This window comes from Lysinibacillus sp. FSL K6-3209 (assembly GCF_037976175.1).
GTDB classification, from domain to species: Bacteria; Bacillota; Bacilli; order Bacillales_A; family Planococcaceae; genus Lysinibacillus; species Lysinibacillus sphaericus_D.
Genome location: NZ_CP150264.1, coordinates 1,612,979 through 1,636,116, shown reverse-complemented (window position 1 = coordinate 1,636,116; position 23,138 = coordinate 1,612,979). Strand labels below are relative to the sequence as shown.

Sequence of the window (23,138 nt, the reverse complement as noted above, 5' to 3'; positions counted from 1 at the left end):
ATATTCATAATTATCATTCCTATACCAAAAAACTTCTTTCTTTTCTTTAGATTTTAATATTTCTTAAAATTCGACCAATTTCACTTCGAATTCGTATAAATAATTGACCTGAATGTCAAAAAAGTATAAGATTTTTACATATTTCTAAGAAAAAGAGGCTTTCATGTGAGAAATTTATTATTTAGAAGAAAAAATATAGCGGATTTATTAAAAAAAGAAGGAACCATTCAGCTTAAACAATCGCTAGGGGCTTTTGACCTGATATTGCTTGGTGTGGGCGCAATTGTTGGCACAGGGATATTTATCTTGCCTGGAACGGTGTCTGCTACCCATGCAGGGCCTGGAATTGTTTTTTCATTTATCATAGCAGCCATCGTCTGTGCGTTAGCGGGTATGTGTTATTCTGAGTTTTCATCAAGTGTACCTGTCACGGGGAGTGCCTATACGTATGGTTATATTGTATTTGGTGAAATCGTTGCTTGGCTAGTTGGCTGGGCACTGTTATTAGAGTATGGATTAGCTGTTGCAGCCGTTGCAACTGGATGGTCATCGTATTTAAGTGCGCTACTTGCTGGCTTTAATATTTCGCTACCAACAGCAATCTCAGGGTCATTTAACCCTTCCGCTGGTACGTATATCAATTTACCAGCCATCGTTATTATTTTTGCCACAGCCTTTTTCTTAATGCTTGGCATAAAAGAATCCACTCGATTAAATTCTATTATGGTCTTTTTGAAGGTGGGCGTCATTTTACTATTTATTGGCGTTGGTGTATTTTACGTTGAACCAACAAATTGGCAACCGTTTCTTCCGTTTGGCGTAAGTGGTGTATTAAGTGGCGCTGCTCTTGTATTTTTCGCTTATCTTGGGTTTGATGCTGTTTCATCAGCAGCTGAAGAAGTAAAAAATCCTCAACGTAATATGCCAATTGGTATTATTGGCTCCTTATTAATATGTACAGTTCTTTATGTTGTCGTTTCACTTGTATTAACAGGTATGGTGCCTTACACAGATCTTAACGTTAGTGATCCTGTCAGCTATGTTATGCAACTCGTTCATCAAGACTGGATTGCGGGTATTATTTCCCTTGGTGCCGTTGTAGGTATGATGACGGTTATCCTTGTTATGTCCTATGGGGGGACACGCTTGCTATATGCGTTAGGTCGTGATGGTTTACTACCAAAAAGTATGGCTGAACTGAGTCCTAAGTTTAAAACCCCTGTCAAGAACACTTGGGTATTCGCTATACTTGTAGCCTTCTGCGCCGGCTTTGTTCCGTTATCGAAGCTTACAGAACTTGTCAATATGGGTACGCTAGTAGCTTTCACAATCGTTTCAATCGGCGTCATCTATTTACGTAAAAATGAAAATATTCCATCAGGTGGTTTTAAAGTACCGTTCTTCCCTGTACTACCGATTCTGTCATTCTTGATGTGCTTATTTTTAATTTCCCAGCTATCTATTCATACATGGATTGCTTGTGGACTTTGGTTTTTATTCGGTTTAATTGTGTACTTTGTATATGGACGAAAGCATAGCACGATGAATTAAATCGTGCCAGTCACTCAAACAATTTACAAACAATTTAAAAGCTGTGTTGCCCCTTGTGGCAACGCATAAAACGTAAGCCGCAACAATCTGCGTGGTAGCAGAGGTTGCGGCTTACGCTATAACTATTGCAATAAGGTTTGTTCCTGAAGTTTTGCGGCAAAATATTTGCGGGCATCCGCTGTAAGAATTTGCAAATGTACAACTTCTTCCTGCCGTGCAAATTCTACAAACATGCCACTTAAGTTTTCATAGACATATTGTATTTTAAAGCCGCTGTCTAAAAAATCATCCACTTTCTTGATTTCTTCCGTACTTTGTAAGAAATCAGACATACGCTCACCCCTTCTCTCTACTAATCAGCACCTTTTACTTCTAAAAGTGGTTCCGTTTGATCTACTGTCTTAGCGTCATCTGAGCCAACTGCGGGCTGTGGCACCAAATCTTGCCCAAATAGTTCATCCAAGTTATGACCAGCTGTAATCCCTAAATACTTCGCATCACTTGGATCTTCTAATTCAGCTTGAGGATACTTTTTAAACCACCAGTACTTCGCTAACACATAGTAAACAAGCGCTCCAACAATAAAACCAACTAGTGACGAATAAGCAGAGAAAATATTTGCAATGACACCGCCGATAACCCAAGCGATTAAGCCAGCTAAATTAAAGCCATTCATATATTTGAATTGACCGTTTAGCTCATACAAGTCTTTGACATTGATGCGTCTTTTTCGAATTAAATAATAATCTGCGTATAAAATACCAACAATGGCTGTTAAAATACCACCTATAATTAAGAGTGCGTTGACTAAAACATCAAATAAGCTCCATGGCTGTGCAAGAATTCCTATTACACCCGCAATTACAACGCCAACCCAAAACGGTACTTTTGGACCGCCAATATTAGAGAAAATAGTAGCTGCTGGAATCACATTAGCAGACGTATTCGTTGACCATTGCGCTAAGACAATCATTAATAACAAAATTCCCAGGATAAAGCCACTTGCACTTTGCTGTAATGCATTGATTGGATCTGCCGATGCTACAGCCATATAACAAACGGCGCCTATTGTAACGATAAATGTATTCGTGATGGGCATTACAATTAAAGAACCGACTAACTGGGTTTTGTTCCGTTTAAACCAATTGCGCTCATTTTTAGGTGCTTTAAAGAAGCGAGACAATGAGGGCATATCAGCGGCTAACGTAGCCCAGAATCCCATATTTGCCATGATAACAATCATAAATGCTGTAAATGCCGCCATACCCGTAGTTGGCGTCTCAACCCAAGTCCACACATCTTTGCCTTGTGTTGTTGCCGCATCTGCTAATGTTATATACATCCAGCAGGAAATTAAAATAATAATCGGAGCTGCTAAATCTGCAAATCGTTCAATTGATTTAATACCTAAGGAAGTATTAAATAATTGTAAGGCAGCAAAGACTAGAAAACATAGAAACCAATTATTAAAATCAAACAGTAAATTGAGAATACCATTGATAGCCATAGCCCCGAAATAGGTGTTTATACCAAACCAACAGGCTGCTGTCACGCCCCGCACTAACGATGGAATGTGAGTTCCAAAAGTCCCGAATGGAGCACGCATATATACAGGGAAGGATAAGCCATGCTCAATCCCGATATCACCAATCAATGTCATAAATACACCGATTAAACAAGAGCCAATCAATGTAGCTAAAATAACCATCGGCAAAGGTAAACTCATAATAGCAGAACCACCAATTGCAAATGCAGCTAATACAATAGCCATTCCTATCCAAATGACTGCAAAACCGAATGTTCCAATATTTCTTTGTTGATGTGTCACTGGAAGTAAATCAGGGGATTTCAAATAATTCCCGTCATGTTCCATACATTTCGCTCCTTTTTGAATAGATTATGCATCGGCATAAGGGATCCGAATAAGGAAACAACAATTATCGCTCATTATTCGTTCCATGCACCGACAGCATGCATTTATTCAGACATTGAATCATTATCCCCTGAAATATAGCACTTTGTTCCAGCTAGCTTTTACATGGGAGAATGCTCTACTGAATAAAAGAGATTTCCGTGACAACTCCATGAGGCTTTCCTTCCTTTCCGAAATCATTTACAAGGAAGGTGGAAACATAGTTAATCCTTACACAGTTGAACCTTTTATTTAGATAGACTATTCATTAACATTTGACGCTCATTCCAAGTCATTGGTGCAATGGCGGATTGTTTTTCGACCATGGATATTGCTCCATCAACCGGACACACAATCGAACATAAATTACAACCAACGCAATCTTCTTCGCGAACTTTTAGCATGGGCTGCCCGTTTTCCGTATATAAATCGATACATTGATGAGATGTATCTTCGCATGCAATATGGCACTTATTACAGTTAATACATACATCATTATTAATTTCTGCAACGATTTTATAGTTTAAATCTAGATTGCCCCAGTCTGAATAACGAGGCACCGAGCGACCAACTAATTCCTTTACCGATGCAATTCCCTTATCATCTAAATAATTATTTAGTCCATCAATCATATCTTCAACAATACTAAATCCGTGATGCATAGCTGCTGTACAAACTTGCACACCCGTTGCACCCATTAATATAAACTCGGCTGCATCTTGCCAATTGGAAATACCACCTATACCTGATATTGGAACCTGAATGTGAGGATTACGAGCACACTCTGCTACCATATTAAGGGCAATCGGTTTAACAGCTGGACCACAATAGCCACCATGCGCACCCTTACCCGCAACATGAGGGACTGTATGCCAAGTATCTAAATCAACACCCGCTAAGCTATTAATGGTATTAATCATACTAATGGCATCTGCGCCACCCCTTGTTGCTGCTTCAGCCGTTACGGTTATATCTGTAATATTAGGTGTTAGCTTCACAATAACCGGCGTGCGTGCCACTTCCTTCACCCAATACGTTTGCTTTTCCACCAATTCAGGTACTTGACCAGAGGCGGAGCCCATTCCTCGTTCTGCCATGCCATGTGGACAACCAAAGTTAAGCTCAAGACCATCTACCCCCACATCTTCTACGCGTTGCACAATTTCATGCCACTTTTCTTGCTTTGGTTCTACCATAAGGGAAGCAATAATGGCGTGATGAGGAAACCTTTTTTTCGTTTCATAAATCTCTTTTAAATTTACCTCCAACGGACGATCGGTTATTAATTCAATATTATTAAAACCTGCCACACGTTGTCCGTTATAACTAACCGCTGCAAATCGTGAAGAAACATTTAAAATCGGTTCCCCCAATGTTTTCCACACTGCACCACCCCACCCTGCTTCAAATGCACGTTGCACTTGATAGCCTGAGTTCGTAGGTGGTGCCGATGCAAGCCAAAATGGATTGGGTGATTTGATTCCCGCTAAATCAATTCGTAAATCTGCCATGTCACTTCCCCCCTTATGCAATCTCGCTTGGTTTTCTTAAACGTTCATGAATCTTATGAGCGGCATCTTTTCCTTGCTGAACCGCTGTTACAACCATTGCCTCTCCTTGTCCGTTGCCAAAAACAACATCCCCACATGCAAACACTTTTTTATTCGATGTTTGCATCGTCATTTCATCAATATCGACAACACCATTTGTATGCTGTAAGCCAAACGCTTCAATTAATGACACAAAACGCGTTTGACCAATTGCTTTAATAACTGCATCAACCGTTAAAATAAAATTGGATCCTGCAACCTCTTCTGGTCTTTGACGACCATCTGCTCCTGCTTCACCGAGCTTCATGTGAACGCATTCAATGCCAATTACTTCACCTGCATCATTGCCGATGATTTTTTTCGGCGCTGTTAACCATTGAAACTCCACGCCATCTTGCTTGGCAAATTCAAATTCAAATTTGTATGCGGTCATTTCTTTTTGCGTTCTTCTATACAGTATTTTCACATTATCCGCACCTAAACGAACAGCACAAGTAGCACCATCAATTGCGGTATTCCCAGCGCCAATAACTGCTACACGTTTCCCTACTAAATCAGTTGGAAGCGCTCCCACTTTTGTTTGTTTTACAAATTCAATGGCATCATGTACGCCTAACAGATCTTCTCCTTCGATGCCGAGATGTGGCACAGCCCCCATACCGACTGCTAAAATAACACTGTCGTATTGTGCTAATATATCCTCAGCAGAGATGTCGATACCTACTGTCGTGTTTGTTTGAATGTTCACACCGAGTTTGACAATTTGCTCGACTTCCCAATCCGCTACCTCATTTGGTAAGCGAAACGACACGATACCATAGCTTCCTAAACCACCTGCCTTTGCTTCAGCCTCATAGATTGTGACACTATAACCAAATCGACTAAGCTCACGCGCCGCCGAAAGACCAGCTGGACCCGCTCCAATAATGGCTACTTTCAGTCCATTGCTTTCGCCTTTCTTAAATAGCTGTGCACCTGTCTCCATCGCCCAATCTGTCGCATAACGCTGTAGTTCTCCGATTTTTATTGGCTTTGTTGAGGAATTTAACACACATGCCCCTTCACAGAGCTCTTCTGTTGGACAAACTCTTGCACAACTTGCACCAATTGGGTTTGCTTCTAATATAGTAGTGGCAGAACCCTTCATATTCCCTGATGCAATTTTTTTTATGAAATTTGGGATTTGAATGCTTGTTGGACAAGCTTTAATACAGGGTGCATCATAACAATAAAGGCAACGATTTGCTTCTTCCATTGCTTCATTTTTGGTCATTCGACTTGTTAACTCAACAAAATTACGTTGAAGTAGCTTGGTCATTGCATGCTCTTGCATCGGAACCATTTCTACATCCCCCTCATGTGTTCTTGTTGAACTTGCCATTGTTTAATAGCCGATTGTTTTGTTCTCCAGTCAAAACAATCGGCCATGCCTATTTCTCAATTACACCTTTGTATGATTGTTTAAATCCTGCTTGAAAGGTGCTGCATTGAATGTGTGACAACAGTGTTGAAGCCACACGGAATATTTGCAAAAACAAGTTAGATTTTTATCGTTTCCGCAGCCTTTTTCAATTGGCGTTTGATATAGCGACCACTGCCTAGTACACCAACAAATTCTTTCTCTTTAATAACATATTCCCCACGCACAAGCACAGTAACCGGTTCCCCCGTCACTTCCCAACCTTCATATGGGTTGTAGTCCACATTCATATGGTGGGTTTTTGCTGAAATTTCGCGTTTTACATTAGGATCGAAAATCACGATATCTGCGTCAGAACCAATAGCAATTGTCCCTTTTTGTGGAAACAGACCAAAAACTTTTGCAGCATTTGTAGCAATCATATCCACAAATTCATTGACTGTTATTTTCCCTTTGGCAACCCCTTCTGAATATAAAATACTAAAGCGATCTTCAATAAACGGTCCACCATTCGGAATTTTAGAAAAATCATTTAAGCCTAATTGCTTTTTGCCGTTAAAACTAAACGAGCATTGATCGGAACCAATTGTTTGTAATTGCTTCGCTTTTAAGGCATTCCATAGATGTTCCTGATGGTATTTCGGACGAAGTGGTGGTGACCATACATATTTCGCCCCTTCAAAGCCTGGTTGTGCTAAAGCAGACTGGTCTAATGTTAAATAAGGTGGACATGTTTCGCCATAGACGTCATATCCTTTTTCACGCGCTGCGATAATTTCGTCTACCGCTTCTTTACAAGTTACATGGACTACATACAGCGTCGCACCTGCTATATGCGCTAGTTCAATCGCGCGTTTTGTGGCTTCCCCTTCTAATTGTGCTGGACGTGTAAGTGCATGATAAATTGGTTCTTTATGTCCCGCACGTCTTGCCTCTTCGACAAGCTCATCGATAACCGAGCCATTTTCACAGTGCACCATAACAATCGCCCCAACATCTTTTGCAATCTTAAAAGCTTTAAAAAGCGTGCGATCTGTCGCTTGGAATTCTTTTGCATAGGCCATAAAAACCTTTACAGAGGTAATTCCTTCTTGCTCTAGTAACACGGGTAATTCCACTTCTGTCTGTGGTGTTAAATCGCCAATCATTAAATGGAATCCATAATCAATCGCAGATTTCCCTTTTGCTTTTTCATGCCATTTTTCAACAGCCGTAGAAAGTTTCTCTTCACCTGCTGTTAAACAAAAGTCTAAAATCGTTGTGGTGCCGCCAAACGCAGCCGCTATCGTGCCTGATTTCCAATCATCGTCTGTTACTGTATTATTAAAAGGCATATCTAAATGGGTATGTGGATCAATTCCTCCTGGCATTACGTATTTACCAGTCGCATCAATGATTTCCGCACCTGCAACAGATAAATTTTTACCTATCTGTACAATGATTCCGTTCTCAATAAGAATATCTGCTTCGTAGACATCTGAAGCAGTTGCGACTCGTCCACCTTGAATGATTTTTTTCATACTATCCTACCTTTCGTGTTCCATATTCAAGTAAACTATTTTGACTGTATCCATTTCATTTGATTCTTTGCAGCATCACCTTGGCAGCTTTTTAGTTAGTAATAGAGACGTAACAATCATGATAAATTTCAAATTTTAATGTAAGCTGTACGTTTGCCCCATACTGTATTTTGTTTGCATCGTTAATACTGTTTCGAGGAGAATATCTGCTCCCTTTGCGCAATCTTCAAATGATGTGTCTTCCTCCTCGCAATGACTCTTTCCATTAATACTTGGTACGAAAATCATTGCTGAAGGTATCATCGTTGCTATATATTGCGCATCATGCCCTGCTCCACTAAACATTCGATGAGAGGTATAGCCAAATCGTTGGCAAGCTGTTTCGATTTCATCACAAATTTGTCGATCAAATAATACTGTATCTCTTCCCCATAGTTTCGCCGGTTCTATTCGACACCCTTTATCTTCTGTAGGCAAGTTTTTCAATACTTCCTCGACCTTTTGCATAATGGCAGGATTTTGATGCCGTGAATCAATTGTAAACGTCACTTTATTTGGTATAACGGTATGGATATTAGGTAAAACATGCATCCGCCCAAATGTATATACTAGTTGCTCGTCGATTTTGCCAAGCTGTTCATGTAAAAATACCATTGTTTTTGCGGCAACAATCATCGGGTCTTGGCGCATCGCCATCGGTGTTGTTCCTGCATGATTGGATTGGCCAGTAAAGGTAATTTCATAACAAACCATTCCTAGTACCCCTTCAACAACACCTATTTCCATTTGCTTTGCCTCTAAAACGGGCCCTTGTTCGATATGGAGTTCAATATAAGCAAGGGCTTCCTTTAAGCGATGTTGTTGCTCTCCCTCATAACCACTTGCTTGAAGTGCTGCTTGAAAAGTCATGCCATTATTATCGACGGACTGTAGCATTTGGGCTTTTTCAAATTTTGCAGCAATGACGCCTGAGCTCATCATCGCCGGATCAAAGCGAGCCCCTTCTTCATTCGTAAAATTCACAATCATTAATGGCACATCTAACTCCACTTCATTGTCCTTTAATGTTCGAATCGCTTCCAAGGCTGTTAACACACCTAAAACACCATCAAACTTTCCACCCTTTTCAACTGAATCCAAATGAGAGCCCATAACAATTGGCGGAACTTCTTTTTTGCCTGGTAGCATCGCATAGATATTGGCCATATCATCTACTTTGATTTCCATCCCTAATTCTTCACAGCACTTACAAAAATAATTTCTAGCTAACACATCTTCTTTCGAAAGAGATAAACGCGTGACACCACCGTTTAAAGTAGCTCCAAACTGACTAAATTGTTCAATCGAATCTTGCAATCGTCTACTATTACATTTATACATATGCAAGTCCTCTCTTTCACAGTAGTTACTAAACATTCTAAAATAGATAATTTTTACGAGATATGGATATCAGACTAAAAAAATATGTGCATCTGCACATGATATATGGTAAGTTATGTTCATAATAAGGGGGGAAAAGATGGGAACGATTCACAAAATTGTGGAGGGAGTTCAATTCCCTATGCTTACATTAGTAGCTGGACATAGTGGTGGACATCGAAGAGTTACAGGTATTAACGTAGTAGAGAGCATTGATTTAATTATGTTTTGTCGGCCAAATGAATTGGTCGTCACGACAGGTATTAACTTATCACAGCAGGAAGATTCCTTAGAACGACTCATTAAGTTAGCTTATAGCAAAAAAGTAGCAGGATTTATTATCAATATCGGCCCTTATATTCCTGCCATTCCTGAATCTATCATCGCTTTTGCTAACGAGCATGATTTCCCTATTTTTCAAATGCCTTGGCATTGCCGCGTAGCTGATTTATTAAAAACAACTTTTCAATTTATAGCCAACCATCATCAAGAACATTCCATTGAAGAAAAGGTGCTTTACAATTTACTTTTTCAATCCAAAAAACAGATGGATACGCAGAAAGTACAACTGGCACAACTTGGTTTCCCACAAGGTAGAGAACTTGCTATTATCACTTGCACAACAATAGGTGCACACTCTAGCATTGATCGCTATGAAGTGATGATCCAATTTGCCTTTCAACATCGGTATAAACGCTTTTTAAAACTAAAACATAAAAATCACCTCATTTTTTTAATTGACCGAGCGCAAATTAATACACCGAACATCCCCTTCTCAAAAGTAGTTGAAGAAATCTATGAAAAAATCAAACAAAAAAATGGCTTTCTCGATATCATTATTGGCAAAGGAAACTATCAAAAAGAATATGAAAATATACGTAAAAGCTATGAAGAATCGTTAACCGTTATCCAATTAGCACAGCTTCATAACAATCGTTTTTTGTACAAATATAAAGATATCGGTGCCTATCAAATTATTATGGCCGTACAAAACCAGCCATTAATGCAATCCTTTAGCCATGATATTCTCGGTCAATTACAACGATATGATGAACTGCACAATACGGATTATGTAGCATTTTTACGCATATTTCTCGAAGAAAATGGGAGTACAAGTAAAATTAGCGAACGGCAATATATTCATCGTAATACTGTTCTATATAAAATCAAAAAAATAGAATCACTGTTAGATATGGATTTAACAAATCCATTTACTAAAACCAATCTCTACCTAGCATTTTTAATTGAAGATGTCTTAACACATCAATAATGGGATACTACGTCCATGCACCTCGTTTTATATATCAGAATTTTCAATCAATAGATAACCCTTCTAAAATATTTTTCCTATTCATATAAAGTATTAATGGCGTAATCTTTAAACGTCATAGATTGCCCACCTGTTGGTATAAGGAAATTGCGACATAGGTAGCTTGCAAAGTTAATTAAATAAAGCTTATTAAAACTACTTATTCGTCGCATTATTTTCACAATGAATAGAGTAAGAATATCTTGTGTAATGTTTTTATTGCATGTAATCGAAGGAGGAATAATTAAGATGGTAACGAATACGGACGTAAAAGAATTAGGACATTTTATTAATGGCACCATTGTGGCGGGGCGAAGTGGGCGCTTTTCTAATGTCTACAACCCGAGTACAGGAGCTGTCATTGCCCACGTCCCACTTGCTACAAAGGAAGAGGTACAACAGGCAATCGCTACTGCTCAAAATGCCTTTCCAGCTTGGCGCGCACTTTCTGTTGGCAAACGTGCAGAGATTGTACTAAAGTTTCGACAGTTATTAACATCGCGCATGGATGAATTAATCGACATGATTTGTACTGAAAGTGGCAAAACGATTGAGGATGCAAAAGGTGAAATTACACGGGGATTAGAGTCAGTCGATTTGGCAATTAATGCTCCTCATTTAGTTAAAGGGGAATATTCGGTCAATGTAGGTGGAAATATTAATGCCTATTCTACAAAAGCACCACTTGGCGTTGTAGCGGCAATTTCTCCCTTTAACTTCCCAGTAATGGTGCCACTTGCCATTACAAGCATGGCAGTTGCAGTAGGAAATGCCGTTATTTTAAAACCGTCTGAACGTGTTCCATGCTCTGCCCTCTTGCTATCAGAGCTGTGGAAGGAATCCGGTTTGCCTGATGGGATTTGGACGGTCATCAATGGTGATAAAGAGACCGTAAACGAACTGTTAGAAAATCCTTCTGTTGAAGCGATTTCTTTTGTTGGATCAACACCAGTTGCTGAATATATTTACGCAACAGGCTCAAAATATGGAAAACGAGTAACAGCATTAGGTGGCGGTAAAAACAATATGGTGGTCATGCCTGATGCCGATTTGGAACAAGCTGCTAATGCCTTTTTAGGGGCGGCATATGGGGCAGCTTCTCAACGTTGTATGGCGATTTCGACAATTATTCCAGTTGGTGAGACAACCGCTGATAAGCTTGTTAAAATATTAGCTGATAAAATTGCTAATTTAAAAGTAGGGCCTTACACGGATCCAGAAGTAGATTTTGGTCCTGTTATTACACAACAATCGAAGGACTCCATCATCGGCTTTATCGACCGCAGTCTTCAAGAAGGCGCTACAATTGTGTGCGATGGTCGTCAACCAGACATCTCAAAAAACTCTAAAGGATTTTACTTAGGGCCAACTTTATTGGATAACGTCAAGCCAGGGATGGAAATTTACGAACAGGAAGTATTTGGACCTGCACGAAATGTCGTACGTGTACAAACATTGGAAGAGGCGATAAGCTTAATTAATAACCATGAGTTAGGGAACGGCGTCACGATCTTTACAAATAATGGCGCGGCTGCGCGTAAATTCACTTCTGAAATAGAAGTTGGGATGGTAGGCGTTAACGTACCTATTCCAATTCCCGTTGGCTATCATAATTTTGGCGGCTGGAAACGTTCAAAGTTTGGCGAAGGTCATATGTTTGGGCCAGACCAAGTACGCTTCTTTACAAAGGCTAAAACCATTTCCGAAAAATGGTTTGAGGATACGAACGAGTCTGCATCCTCCTTTGCCTTCCCAAGTAACAACGACTAATAGGAGGAGCCGTTTCATTTTTTGAGGCGGCTTCTTGTTATTAAAAAACTGACGCACCCAAAGGGCCATCAGTTTTAAAAAGCTTACATTTTTTTATTATCTGAATCCTTTTTCTTCGTTTTTGGAACGTCTGTGAAATCTGCTTCTTCCCCAGCTTCCATACCATAACTCGGATTGTTGTGAATACGAGTATGTGCATCGAAGTCCTCTTCCTCATCTAAACGCTTCATAAGGATTGGGATTGAAATAAGCCCAGCAATTCCGACAAGTGCATAAATCCATCTCGACAATACCGCTGTTTGACCACCAAATAAATATGCGACTAAATCAAATCTAAAAAATCCTATTAGTCCCCAGTTAATTGCACCGATAATTACAAGAACTAAGGCAATCCTATAAACTACACCCATTTGTAGCACCTCCTTCCTTCTATTGTTTGGCGAAGCACTTATTGTATGGCAAAGACAAACCTTTACCATTCTCAAAGGCAACGCTGTTATAACTGTCTTGGCGATAAAGCCAAAAATACGTGCCATTTAGATGAATGTGTCATGTAAATTTTTTACAACACTCATGATGACGGTCTTATTTTTTGCAATAACCGTTTTTTTATACAATGAGCCACTTCAGCTCAGGAAGAAGAAATTGTTTTCATAAGGAATTTTGAAATACAAAAAATGCACGAATAAATGACTACATATAAGCATGCATTAGTGCCCCAATTCCATCTAGAATGCTGTTAATTACGATGATTATCTCCCACATTTTATCAAACGAAAAATTTACGTTACTGACCATAAAATACCTTCACTTTTTCAACTATAAAAGATACGTATCCTCTATCTCTACATATCGTCTTGCTTTCTTTATAGGCCATGGTTGTATCGGATAATGCATTCCCAATGCTAAAACGCTAAACACTCATCTTAAATATCATCTTGTTTTCCAAATTAATTTCCCTTTATGCTTCTCGTATGGTCTAAGGTAACATTCGATAATATAAAAACCATGTATTTTATTGGTAAATTCAGAAAATAGCAAAGAAAATATGGTATATTACTTAAGGTAATTCTTCTTAAGGAGCTAATTCCCTAAGTTGCTATGTATTACGTATAGATACGATTAATTAAATGACTTATTTATGAAACGTAGGTGAAAGAAAAATATGAAAAAGAAAATTGTAATAAATGTTATGATTATGATTGCAATGCTCGTGACATTAAGTATGGTAATGTTCTTTCCTTTAAAAAGTAATGCCACAGAACTTTCAGAGCCTATTGTATTAGGGCAATACTTTGATATTTTTCGTGATCCTTCAAAATCCATTACAATTGAGGACATCTTATCTGGTGATTATGATCAATCCTTTGAGACAAGTAACCAAAATTATTTGTTTTTTTGGCATACAAACGATACGATTTGGCTAAGGCTCCATACTGCAGAAATCATGGATAATAAACAAGGGCCCTATTGGTTAGAATCTATTGATAAACTAGACAATGTTGAATTGTTTTTAGTAAAAGAAAATGATTCTTACGAACAACAAAAAAGCGGCATTTCCCATATAAACGAGCAAAAGATTGACTACCGTTCGAATGTCTTTACTATAACAGACCCATCTACTACAGCAATTTATGTAAAGTTAGATGGCGTTCTTCCAAAAAGTTTTATGTCCTATTTGTATACAACAGAGGGCTTTTTAGAAAAAATCATTTCATATAAATTTTTCTCGGGTATGTTTTATGGCTTTATGTTTGCCTTATTAATATATAATTTATTTTTGTTTTTTTCTTTAAAAGAAAAAGCGTATTTTTATTATGTCTTGTATATGCTAAGTTTTATTTTTTATCAAGCGACGATGAACTCCTTAGACTTAGAAATAGCAGGCCATTACTTACCTGAATGGTTTTTTATGCGCTCGTTAGTGATTAGTGGGAATTTATTACTTATTTTCATGATTTTATTTTCCAAAGAGTTTCTGGAGCTAAAAACATATTTACCGAAGTTTCACTTACTTGCAACTGTCTTATTATGGCTTTCTATTTCATCACTAATCGCCGTATTTATTATTCCAGATATTGCTATTGTAAATAATTTCACAACCATTTTTGCAGTTGTGGTACTTTCCTTTCTTTGGTTATCTGGACTACTTGTTTGGCTTAAAGGACAAAAAATGGCTCGTTTTTATTTGATTGGTTGGTCAGTATTACTAGGGTCTGTCATTGTTCAAGCGTTAGCTTTTTTAAGCATCATCCCATTTCATCCAAGAATATTCGAAGATATACCAGCAATTGGAGCTACTTTTGAAGCAATCTTTTTATCACTAGCACTCGGGGATAAAATTAATCTTATAAAAAAAGAGCATCAAAAAATGCAGCAAATGATAAATGAAACGCTTGAATTTAAAGTACAGGAACGGACGCAAGAATTGGAGAAGGCAAGGCAGGAACTTGAAAATATCGCTAATACTGATAAATTAACGCAAATACCGAATCGAGTTCGCTTGGATTATGTATTGGATGAGGCATTAAAACAGGCACAAAATCAGGCAATGCCTCTTTCCATTATTTTGCTTGATATCGATTATTTTAAAGCAGTAAATGATACATTCGGTCATCAAGTTGGAGATATTGTATTGATCAATGCAGCAGAGTTATTTAAAAAATCCATTAGGGAACAGGATACAATCGGTCGATGGGGTGGTGAGGAATTTTTAGTTATTTGTCCCCAAACCACATTAAATGAAGCACTTCAACTTGCTGAGGAGCTCCGACTTCAACTAGAAAATTATCAGTTTCCAATTGTTAATCAAAAAACGAGTAGTTTTGGTGTAACCACATATGTACAAGGCGATACGCTTACAACATTATTAACAAGGTGCGACCAAGCATTGTATCAAGCCAAAAATAAAGGACGTAACTGTGTCGCGTATTTAAATAAGGAAGACGCCACCTCTCTTCTTTTTAGTAATTAGTATCAACGCTAAAACCGAATGGCCATTTAAATTTAAAATCCCTTCTAGCATCAAGCTAAAAGGGATTCTTTTTATTTCTGCCAATTACTTAATTCCTTCAGCAATTCCGGCAATTGTAGCTTCTTGACATCTATAGGTGGCAATGCATGAATAAATTCTTTCCCATAAGATTTTGTGCTAATACGGCGATCTAGCACAATAAATGCGCCCTTGTCTTGGGATGATCGAATTAAACGGCCAAATCCTTGCTTAAAGCGCATAATCGCTTCCGGCAATGATAGCTCTGTAAAGGAGTTGCGCCCTTGTAATGTTAAATGTTTGGCTCGTGCCTTGAACACTGGCTCCTCTGGTGAAGAAAACGGTAGTCGTACAACAATAACAGAAGAAAGTGCATCACCAGGAACGTCTACCCCTTCCCAGAAGCTGTTTGTGCCAAATAGCACTGCTTGGTTGAACTTCTGAAATGATTTAAGAATGCGCATGCGACTACCGCCTGTGACACCTTGTGCAAAGAGCATATAGTCATCGAGAAGCTCACTATCTTGTATCAGCTCGACCGTTTTTCTTAACATATCTTGGGCAGTGAATAATACAAAGCAACGTCCTTCCGTCATGCGAACAGTGCGTGTAATCGCATGCGCCACAGCTTCAATATACTCTGCCTGCGTCACTTGTTGAATATCTGGCATATCTGTGACAATAAACGCCTTTGCACCAGAATAATATGATGCTGGTGCTTGTAACTGCATAACTTGCACACTATCTGAAATGCCAAGCTGACGCGTAATAAAGCGTTCATTGCCTGGTACGGTTAAAGTGCCAGAAGTCCAAACGATACTGGCTTGTTTACGAAGTGGCGCCATTACTTTTTCAATAATTGGCGTCACATTCACTGGCTTTTTATAAACGTGTAGACTGCCAGGGACACTGCGTAAATCAAATTCAAACCAAACAGAATGATCGTCCTGATGTAAAAGGAAGATTTCCTCCCATTCTGCAATTCTTAGCTTCATCTCCCGAATCCAATAGTGCCACTCAGATAAAATAAAAACCTCATTTTTATCTAACTGCTCAATGTTATTTTCAAAAGCTTTACCGGCTTCCACCGCGAGATCAAGCCAATGCTGTAATAGTTTGCTGACTTGTAAGAGCGGCTCTTTTGCTAGTGATATATCCTCTAAGAACAGGGTACATTTGCTACTAGCCTGTTTGCCTCGAACTTGCTGTTGCATTTTTTGTACAGCATGCCCAATAGTTTCATCGAAAACGCGCTGTAAGCGGATAAATTGTTTGTCAAGTTGCTGTAAACTTTGCATCGCTATGCGCTGTTTCTTTTTGGCAGCCTGACTGAATTGTTGAAAGAGCGCTGTATCTTCCAATGTACCAATTTGACCAAAAATATACTTCCATTGTGTGTAGGAAAAGATGGTTTCATCTTGTTGCATAGCTGCTTGAATAACCTGATGCGCTTCATCAATAATCCACCCATCAATTTGTGTAAAAATTGGTGTTTGACGAACTAAATCACTAATGACCATCGAATGATTTGTCACGATGCAATCTGCTGTCGTACTATTTTTTAATGCTTGCTCATAAAAATCAAAGCCCTTTGTCGGTTTCTCCTCGGGTAATTTGCGAATTTTTTCTAAAAAAAGCTGTCCTCCACCAGAAACATTAAGTTCACTTAATACGCCTGTCTGCGTTTTTGTCAGCCACACAAGCAACTGTAAAATGGTAAAAGTATCATCATATGATTCATCCGCATATGCCATACACTGTTCAAAACGAGCAAGGTCGATATAATGTTGCATGCCTTTCAGTACAGCAACGTTTACTTTTGTATTAAGAATTTTTTCGATTTTTGGTAGTTCTTCTTCTACAAGTTGCTCCTGTAAATGTGCTGTATACGTACTAATCGCAATTTTTTTATTGTTCGCCCGTGCATATAAAATACTAGGTAAAAGATAGCCAACTGTTTTACCGATCCCCGTGGAAGCCTCAATCACACATTCTTCTTTGTCATTTAATGCTTGCCAAATCGTATCCATCATCGTAAATTGGGCAGGTCGTTGCTCGAAATTTGGCAGAGCTTTTGTCATCAATGCTTCTTTAGCATGTGTTGTCTTTGGATAAGGTGCTAGTTCGGATTTTAGCACCTGTTTTTGCCGCCCATCACAAATTGCAAAATTGCGATAGTACGTAATATTTTCATCCGTTGTTCTATGATGACGTTTAATTTGTAATGCTTCAAAGAAAAGCTGAGACAAATTAGATTTTAAACGGAATGAGCGTTTATGCATTTGTTCGAGCGTTAGTTGTGGAAGGTTTAGAAGCTCTTTCCAACTACGTTTAAAAAGCTCAGCTGTTGCAAGCGCATCATCATCCGCTCTATGTGCATTTTCAAGTTCAATATTTAAATCTGCGGCTAAATCACCTAGCTTAAAACTAAGTGACATTGGAAATAATATTTTCGCTAATTCAACTGTATCCATTTTCTTACCATGCCATTTTGGTAATCCCGCTCGTTTAAATTCTGCTTGTAAAAAGGATAAGTCAAAATCCGTATTATGCGCGACAAAAACACAATCGGAAATTAATTCGTATATGTAGTCGGCATGTGCCTCGAACGGCAAGGCATCTTTCACATCCTCGTCCGTTATATGCGTTAAATCTTGAATAAAGGACGGAATTGATTTACCTGGATGAATAAATTTCGTATAGGTGCGTTCAATTTTCCAATCCTTCATAATGACAATGGCAATTTGAATCATTCGGTCACCATTTGCTGGAGAATGACCTGTCGTCTCCAAATCAACTATTGCATACTTTTGACTTTCCATCATACATCTCAACTCACAGTTCACATTAGATAGATGAATTTTATCATAAATACATCTCGCAGGTCATCCTTGCGCCATTTCAATAAAAAAAAGCGCGAGAATCGTATGAATTATGCGAATTTTACGAATTGTTCTAGTGACTGGCACCAAAAAAATTCCACTTCGCTTTCTGCGGACATACCGTAAGCGAAGTGGATTTTTCTAAAAGAATTGTGTGGGTGACTGGCACTACAATATAGTTGCTTCTGGTTCGTAGGCAATCATTTCTTTAATGGTATTGCCTTCTCCCATAATGGCTACTGTCGGTTTATGATCCTTGGCCTCAGCATTATCCACATAAACATAAGCAATAATAATCACAATATCTCCACGTTGAACGAGACGCGCTGCTGCCCCATTAACACAAATCACGCCTGATCCGCGCTCACCTGCAATAATATACGTTTCAAAGCGCGCCCCATTATTATTATTCACAATATGCACTTTTTCATTTGGCAACATTCCAACCGCGTCTAAAATATCCTCATCAATTGTAATTGAGCCTACATAATTTAAATCCGCTTCCGTGACAGTAGCACGGTGGATTTTACTATTCATCATCATTCGTAACATGTTATTTTCCTTCTTTCACATTAAAGATACAATTATCAATTAAACGTGTTTGGCCGATGTAGACAGCTGCCGCCAAAAGAACTTGTGCCGTTTGAGCTGTTACAGGCAGTAGGTCTGGATAAGCCAATATTTCAATATAGTCAATTTTGCCATGTGTGCGTGCTGCGATATGAGCTTTTGCCTTTGCAAGGGCTGCTGTTACATCACCATTCGCTAAAAAGCTATGTTGAGCCAGTTGCAAAGCCTCATATATAGCTGGTGCTTCTTTGCGATCTACCTCGTTTAAATATACATTGCGTGATGACTTCGCTAAACCATCCTCCTCGCGGACAATTGGTACGACACGAATCTCTAAAGGAAAATGGTAATCTCGCACCATCGTAGAGATAAGTGCCACTTGTTGGGCATCCTTTTGTCCGAAATAAGCACGTGTTGGCTGTGTTAAATGAAATAATATTGATACCACCTGTAAAACACCATCAAAATGCCCCGGACGGCTTGCCCCGCATAGCAGCGTTGCCTGCTCACCTGCGCGGATACGAATACCACCATCATGCGGATATATTTCTTCCACACTTGGTGCAAAGATTATATCTACACCGACAGATTGTGCTAAAGCCGTGTCCCTTGCCAAATCACGAGGGTAACTTTCAAAATCCTCATTTGGACCAAATTGTGTTGGGTTAACAAAAATGCTCATCACAACAAGGTCATTTTCTGCACGAGCTTTTGATGCTAATGTTAAGTGACCTTCATGTAAAAAACCCATTGTTGGCACTAGTCCAATTGTTTTTTGCGCTCGTTTAGCTGCTTGAATTTCTGATGTCAGTGCTTTAATTGTAGTAATGACTTTCATTTACTTTACGCCCCCGTATAGCTGATCCAATGCTTCTTCTTTCATCGTAAAAGAGTGGTTTATTGTTGGAAATGTCCCCATCTTCACAGCATTGACATAATTGGTAATGCCGCTGCTTGCTTCACTTCCCATATCAGCAAATTGTTCTACAAATTTTGGCATGTGATGCGAACCATAGCTCAGCATGTCATGGAACACTAACACTTGTCCATCAGCCTCAATACCCGCCCCAATACCGATCGTCGGAATCATAAGTGCTGCGGATACTATATCCGTTAGTTGATGTGGAATACATTCTAATACAACTGCACATGCGCCTGCTGCTTCACATTGTTTGGCATTTTCAATAAGTTGTGCTGCCTGTTCGGCTGTTTTTCCTTGTACCTTATAGCCTCCAAGCACGCCTGCTAATTGCGGTTGCAAACCTAAATGTGCAACGACTGGAATACCTGCTGATGTTAATTTACTAATCACTGGCAGTACATCTCCTGCACCTTCAACCTTAAGGGCATCTGCACCAGTTTCTTGCATCATAGATACGGCAGTTTTTAACGTGTCATTGACATCCCCGTGATAAGAACCAAATGGCATGTCCACGACAACAAACGTATTTTTTGCCCCACGACGGACAGCTTTTGCATGATGAACCATATCGGCTACTGTCACTGGCATCGTTGAAGAATAACCGAGTACAACCATTCCAAGTGAATCTCCCACTAGAATCATATCAACGCCGGCTTGCTCGGCAAATTTTGCGGAAGGATAATCGTAGGCTGTTAGCATCACAATTTTCTCCCCATTTGCTTTCATCTTTAAAAAATCTGATGTTGTCTTCATTGTGTAGTCCTCCTTTTTTAAGGAAAGAAAACAAAAAAGACCTTTCTATTCCTAAATTTGGACAGAAAGGTCATGAGTTCGTTCAGTACCGTTTTTTCCCTCACTGTTGCCAACACATCATCTAAATTTTGTTATCTGGATAAAACAAAATCGTATTGAAGTGATGCATGAAGAGGTTTTAACGTTAATTAGGCAGATAAAAACTAGTCGCGATTTATCATTTGCGATTAGGTTTTCCCACTCAAATAAGTTAAATTTTGAACGTATCGTTTTCTTCCGTCCCTGTCTATAAAAGATCAAGGCAGATATTTGTTGTAAATTGTCAAACGCTATTGAAGGTGCCGTTCACAAGGATACTGCCCTTCAGCCATTACTATAACAGATTCACTAGCTAATCTTCAAATAGTTTTTTCTAGCAATTCACTACAAGGAGCATTTATTTGTAAAGATAATGGTAAAAAAATTGACAAATATATACTATACGTCATATACTATCCACATACTATACAACATATAATATAAAACCTTGTATAGGTAATAGAATGTGAGGTGGAAAGATGACATTTCAGCTTGGCTCCGCATTACTTGACGCTTGTGTACTTGCGATTGTCGATAAAGAGGATGCATACGGTTACTCGTTAACACAGCAAGTACAATCTGTGATGGATATATCCGAATCAACGCTGTATCCGGTATTACGTCGTTTACAAAAAGCTAACTATCTAACAACGTATGACCAACCCTATCAAGGACGAAATAGACGGTATTATCAGATTACCGAGCAAGGGCGTAAACGATTGCTAGAGCTTTTACAGGAATGGCAAATGTATAAACAAAAAGTTGATTGTGTACTTTTAGGAGGGAAATTAGATGGATAGAGAAAGCTATTTAAAAAAGCTACGAGGGAAATTACGTCGTCTTCCCGCGCATGAACTAAATGCAGCGCTTGTCTATTATGAAGAGTATTTTGATGAAGCAGGCGTAGAAAATGAGCAGCAAGTGATACAACAACTAGGCTCTCCTTCTGTTGTGGCCTCACAAATAATGGCTGACTTTGCCTTAAAGGATTTAGATGCAACACCCGCTTCTACAAAGAAAAATATGACGGCTATTTGGCTTATTATTCTTGCAATTTTATCGGCACCACTATCTTTACCATTACTTGCTGTAGCGGTAGCACTTATTATTTCGGTTGGAGCAGTTATTTTTAGTTTTGTTATTGCAATCGTGGCAATGGTATTAAGTATTTTCTTTGGCGGTATTGTAGCACTTATTTCAGGAGTGCTCGTATTAACCGAACACTGGCCAACCGCATTACTCTTTATAGGGATAGGATTAGTGGTAACAGGTTTAGGCGTCCTGCTTTTCCCGATTGTTGCCCGCTTACTGAAGAAAATTGGTATGGTTTGCGTGGAAGTACTGGCAAACTTGTTCCATAAAATGACGAAAAAGCACAAGGGGGGACTATAGATGACTTCACGACATAAGCTCATCGCTTTTAGTATGATTACTTTAGGGATTTTACTTGCCGTCATTGGTTTTACCTCTGGTGGTAAATGGGTTATTGTAAAAGGGGATAACGGCTTCACAGTACCAAGTAATAATGGGCTCGAAAAAAATGCCCATTCACTTAAAGCATTTTCAGATATTCATGTAGTAAATAACTATGGAGATGTCGAAATTCTTCAGGGTGATGCCTACACATTAGAAACAAATGTCGTTAAAAACACGGATGTATCTTATAGCATGGACAATGGTACATTAACAGTTGAAACAAAAAGTAAAGGAAAAACTGGCGTCACATTTGGCATTGGAAATTTTCAAACACCTTCGATCATCATTACTGTGCCAAAAGATGCAAAGTTAAATTCGCTTATAGTAGACAGTGATTTTGGCGATACGATGCTTAAAGGGCTACATTACCAACAGCTAACTATCAAAGGGGATTATGGGGATATCCTACTCCAAAATATTACAGGTGAGAAAACGGAGATTACACAGGCGTTTGGGGATTTGACACTCGAACAATTTAACAGTAATGGCGTTGTTGTTGAAAGCGAGCATGGAGAAATTGATATAGAAGGAACACTTAACGGTCAATCACAAATCACCTCTAACTTTGGGGACACAACGTTAGACTTGCAAAATAAAAAAAGTGAACTAGGTTTTGAGTTAAACACAAGTTTTGGGGAGATTACAGTGAATGATCGTGAGCACAATGGCAAAGCTTCACAACTTCTTGAAGGAAACAATCAGCTCAATGTATCTCTGTCACATGGGGATTTAGATTTATCTTTAAACTAAACGTCACATAGCCTAAGCGCTAATAATGAAACGTTATCTTACTTAAAAACAAAGAGGCTAGGACAAAACTAAAATAATTTAAGGAACAGAGGAAAGCTGTTCATAAATTTTTGTTATGGGGACCTTAGCTATTCTTGCTTTTGCAATTAAAAAAATTAGAAGTGTTCACTAGTTGTTGGTAGCGAAGGTGGTGACTCCAGCTCAGAACAGCACATAATGTAAGACGCGGGCAACAACGGCATAGCGAAAAAGTGTTAGATTGAT

General features: G+C 38.9%; 18 protein-coding genes. 7 read left to right on the top strand and 11 right to left on the bottom strand.

Features of this window, described 5'->3' with window-relative positions:
* Nucleotides 1–165 precede the first annotated feature (165 nt).
* A complete protein-coding gene (locus MHH88_RS07770) occupies nucleotides 166–1,551 on the top strand; it encodes an amino acid permease (protein WP_339262249.1) in 1,386 nt (461 codons plus the stop codon).
* A 122-nt stretch (nucleotides 1,552–1,673) separates the two neighbouring features.
* Here MHH88_RS07770 and MHH88_RS07765 read toward each other — a convergent pair whose 3' ends face one another.
* The 6 genes from MHH88_RS07765 to MHH88_RS07740 form a co-directional block, all read right to left on the bottom strand.
* Complete coding sequence (locus MHH88_RS07765) at nucleotides 1,674–1,883, bottom strand: hypothetical protein (protein WP_069511721.1); 210 nt, start codon at nucleotides 1,881–1,883, stop codon at nucleotides 1,674–1,676.
* Nucleotides 1,884–1,903: 20 nt separating this feature from the next.
* Nucleotides 1,904–3,424 (bottom strand): NCS1 family transporter, encoded by a 1,521-nt coding sequence (locus tag MHH88_RS07760; RefSeq protein ID WP_069511723.1) that lies wholly within the window; start codon nucleotides 3,422–3,424, stop codon nucleotides 1,904–1,906.
* Between the two features lie 287 nt (nucleotides 3,425–3,711).
* On the bottom strand, nucleotides 3,712–4,974 hold the full coding sequence (gene preA / locus MHH88_RS07755) for an NAD-dependent dihydropyrimidine dehydrogenase subunit PreA (RefSeq protein ID WP_339262247.1): 1,263 nt from the start codon (nucleotides 4,972–4,974) through the stop codon (nucleotides 3,712–3,714).
* A gap of 13 nt (nucleotides 4,975–4,987) precedes the next feature.
* Nucleotides 4,988–6,355, bottom strand: a complete 1,368-nt coding sequence (locus MHH88_RS07750) for an NAD(P)-dependent oxidoreductase (RefSeq protein WP_339262245.1) — start codon at nucleotides 6,353–6,355, stop codon at nucleotides 4,988–4,990.
* Nucleotides 6,356–6,552: 197 nt separating this feature from the next.
* Nucleotides 6,553–7,953, bottom strand: a complete 1,401-nt coding sequence (hydA, locus tag MHH88_RS07745) for a dihydropyrimidinase (protein ID WP_339262244.1) — start codon at nucleotides 7,951–7,953, stop codon at nucleotides 6,553–6,555.
* Nucleotides 7,954–8,088: 135 nt separating this feature from the next.
* Nucleotides 8,089–9,333 (bottom strand): Zn-dependent hydrolase, encoded by a 1,245-nt coding sequence (locus MHH88_RS07740; RefSeq protein ID WP_339262243.1) that lies wholly within the window; start codon nucleotides 9,331–9,333, stop codon nucleotides 8,089–8,091.
* A 139-nt stretch (nucleotides 9,334–9,472) separates the two neighbouring features.
* On the opposite strand from MHH88_RS07740, the gene MHH88_RS07735 reads away from it, so the two are divergent.
* Both MHH88_RS07735 and MHH88_RS07730 read left to right on the top strand, forming a co-directional pair.
* Nucleotides 9,473–10,642, top strand: coding sequence for a PucR family transcriptional regulator ligand-binding domain-containing protein (locus tag MHH88_RS07735; protein WP_339262241.1), 1,170 nt, complete (start codon nucleotides 9,473–9,475; stop codon nucleotides 10,640–10,642).
* Nucleotides 10,643–10,930: 288 nt separating this feature from the next.
* Complete coding sequence (locus MHH88_RS07730) at nucleotides 10,931–12,451, top strand: CoA-acylating methylmalonate-semialdehyde dehydrogenase (RefSeq protein ID WP_339262240.1); 1,521 nt, start codon at nucleotides 10,931–10,933, stop codon at nucleotides 12,449–12,451.
* Nucleotides 12,452–12,534: 83 nt separating this feature from the next.
* On the opposite strand, the gene MHH88_RS07725 is transcribed toward MHH88_RS07730, so the two are convergent.
* Nucleotides 12,535–12,861, bottom strand: coding sequence for a DUF378 domain-containing protein (locus tag MHH88_RS07725; protein ID WP_339262238.1), 327 nt, complete (start codon nucleotides 12,859–12,861; stop codon nucleotides 12,535–12,537).
* Nucleotides 12,862–13,616: 755 nt separating this feature from the next.
* Here MHH88_RS07725 and MHH88_RS07720 point away from each other — a divergent pair.
* Complete coding sequence (locus tag MHH88_RS07720; RefSeq protein WP_339262236.1) at nucleotides 13,617–15,425, top strand: diguanylate cyclase; 1,809 nt, start codon at nucleotides 13,617–13,619, stop codon at nucleotides 15,423–15,425.
* Nucleotides 15,426–15,496: 71 nt separating this feature from the next.
* Here the strand turns inward: MHH88_RS07720 and dinG are convergent, their stop codons facing one another.
* From dinG to panB, 4 genes are all read right to left on the bottom strand, one after another.
* On the bottom strand, nucleotides 15,497–18,268 hold the full coding sequence (gene dinG / locus MHH88_RS07715) for an ATP-dependent DNA helicase DinG (protein WP_339262234.1): 2,772 nt from the start codon (nucleotides 18,266–18,268) through the stop codon (nucleotides 15,497–15,499).
* Nucleotides 18,269–18,493: 225 nt separating this feature from the next.
* Nucleotides 18,494–18,877: an aspartate 1-decarboxylase gene (panD, locus tag MHH88_RS07710; RefSeq protein WP_069511740.1), complete on the bottom strand. Its 384-nt coding sequence runs from the start codon at nucleotides 18,875–18,877 to the stop codon at nucleotides 18,494–18,496.
* A gap of 1 nt (nucleotide 18,878) precedes the next feature.
* Nucleotides 18,879–19,733: a pantoate--beta-alanine ligase gene (panC, locus tag MHH88_RS07705; RefSeq protein WP_339262232.1), complete on the bottom strand. Its 855-nt coding sequence runs from the start codon at nucleotides 19,731–19,733 to the stop codon at nucleotides 18,879–18,881.
* Nucleotides 19,734–20,570 (bottom strand): 3-methyl-2-oxobutanoate hydroxymethyltransferase, encoded by an 837-nt coding sequence (panB, locus tag MHH88_RS07700; protein ID WP_339262231.1) that lies wholly within the window; start codon nucleotides 20,568–20,570, stop codon nucleotides 19,734–19,736.
* Nucleotides 20,571–21,127: 557 nt separating this feature from the next.
* Between panB and MHH88_RS07695 the strand changes: the two genes are divergently transcribed.
* The 3 genes from MHH88_RS07695 to MHH88_RS07685 are packed head-to-tail and all read left to right on the top strand — an operon-like array spanning nucleotide 21,128 to nucleotide 22,874.
* Nucleotides 21,128–21,448, top strand: coding sequence for a PadR family transcriptional regulator (locus MHH88_RS07695; RefSeq protein WP_024364248.1), 321 nt, complete (start codon nucleotides 21,128–21,130; stop codon nucleotides 21,446–21,448).
* Entirely contained in the window at nucleotides 21,441–22,040 is a 600-nt protein-coding gene (locus MHH88_RS07690) for a DUF1700 domain-containing protein (protein WP_025219086.1), read from the top strand. Before MHH88_RS07695 ends, MHH88_RS07690 begins: the two co-directional genes overlap by 8 nt.
* Complete coding sequence (locus MHH88_RS07685) at nucleotides 22,041–22,874, top strand: DUF4097 family beta strand repeat-containing protein (RefSeq protein WP_339262229.1); 834 nt, start codon at nucleotides 22,041–22,043, stop codon at nucleotides 22,872–22,874.
* The last annotated feature ends 264 nt before the right edge of the window (nucleotides 22,875–23,138 follow it).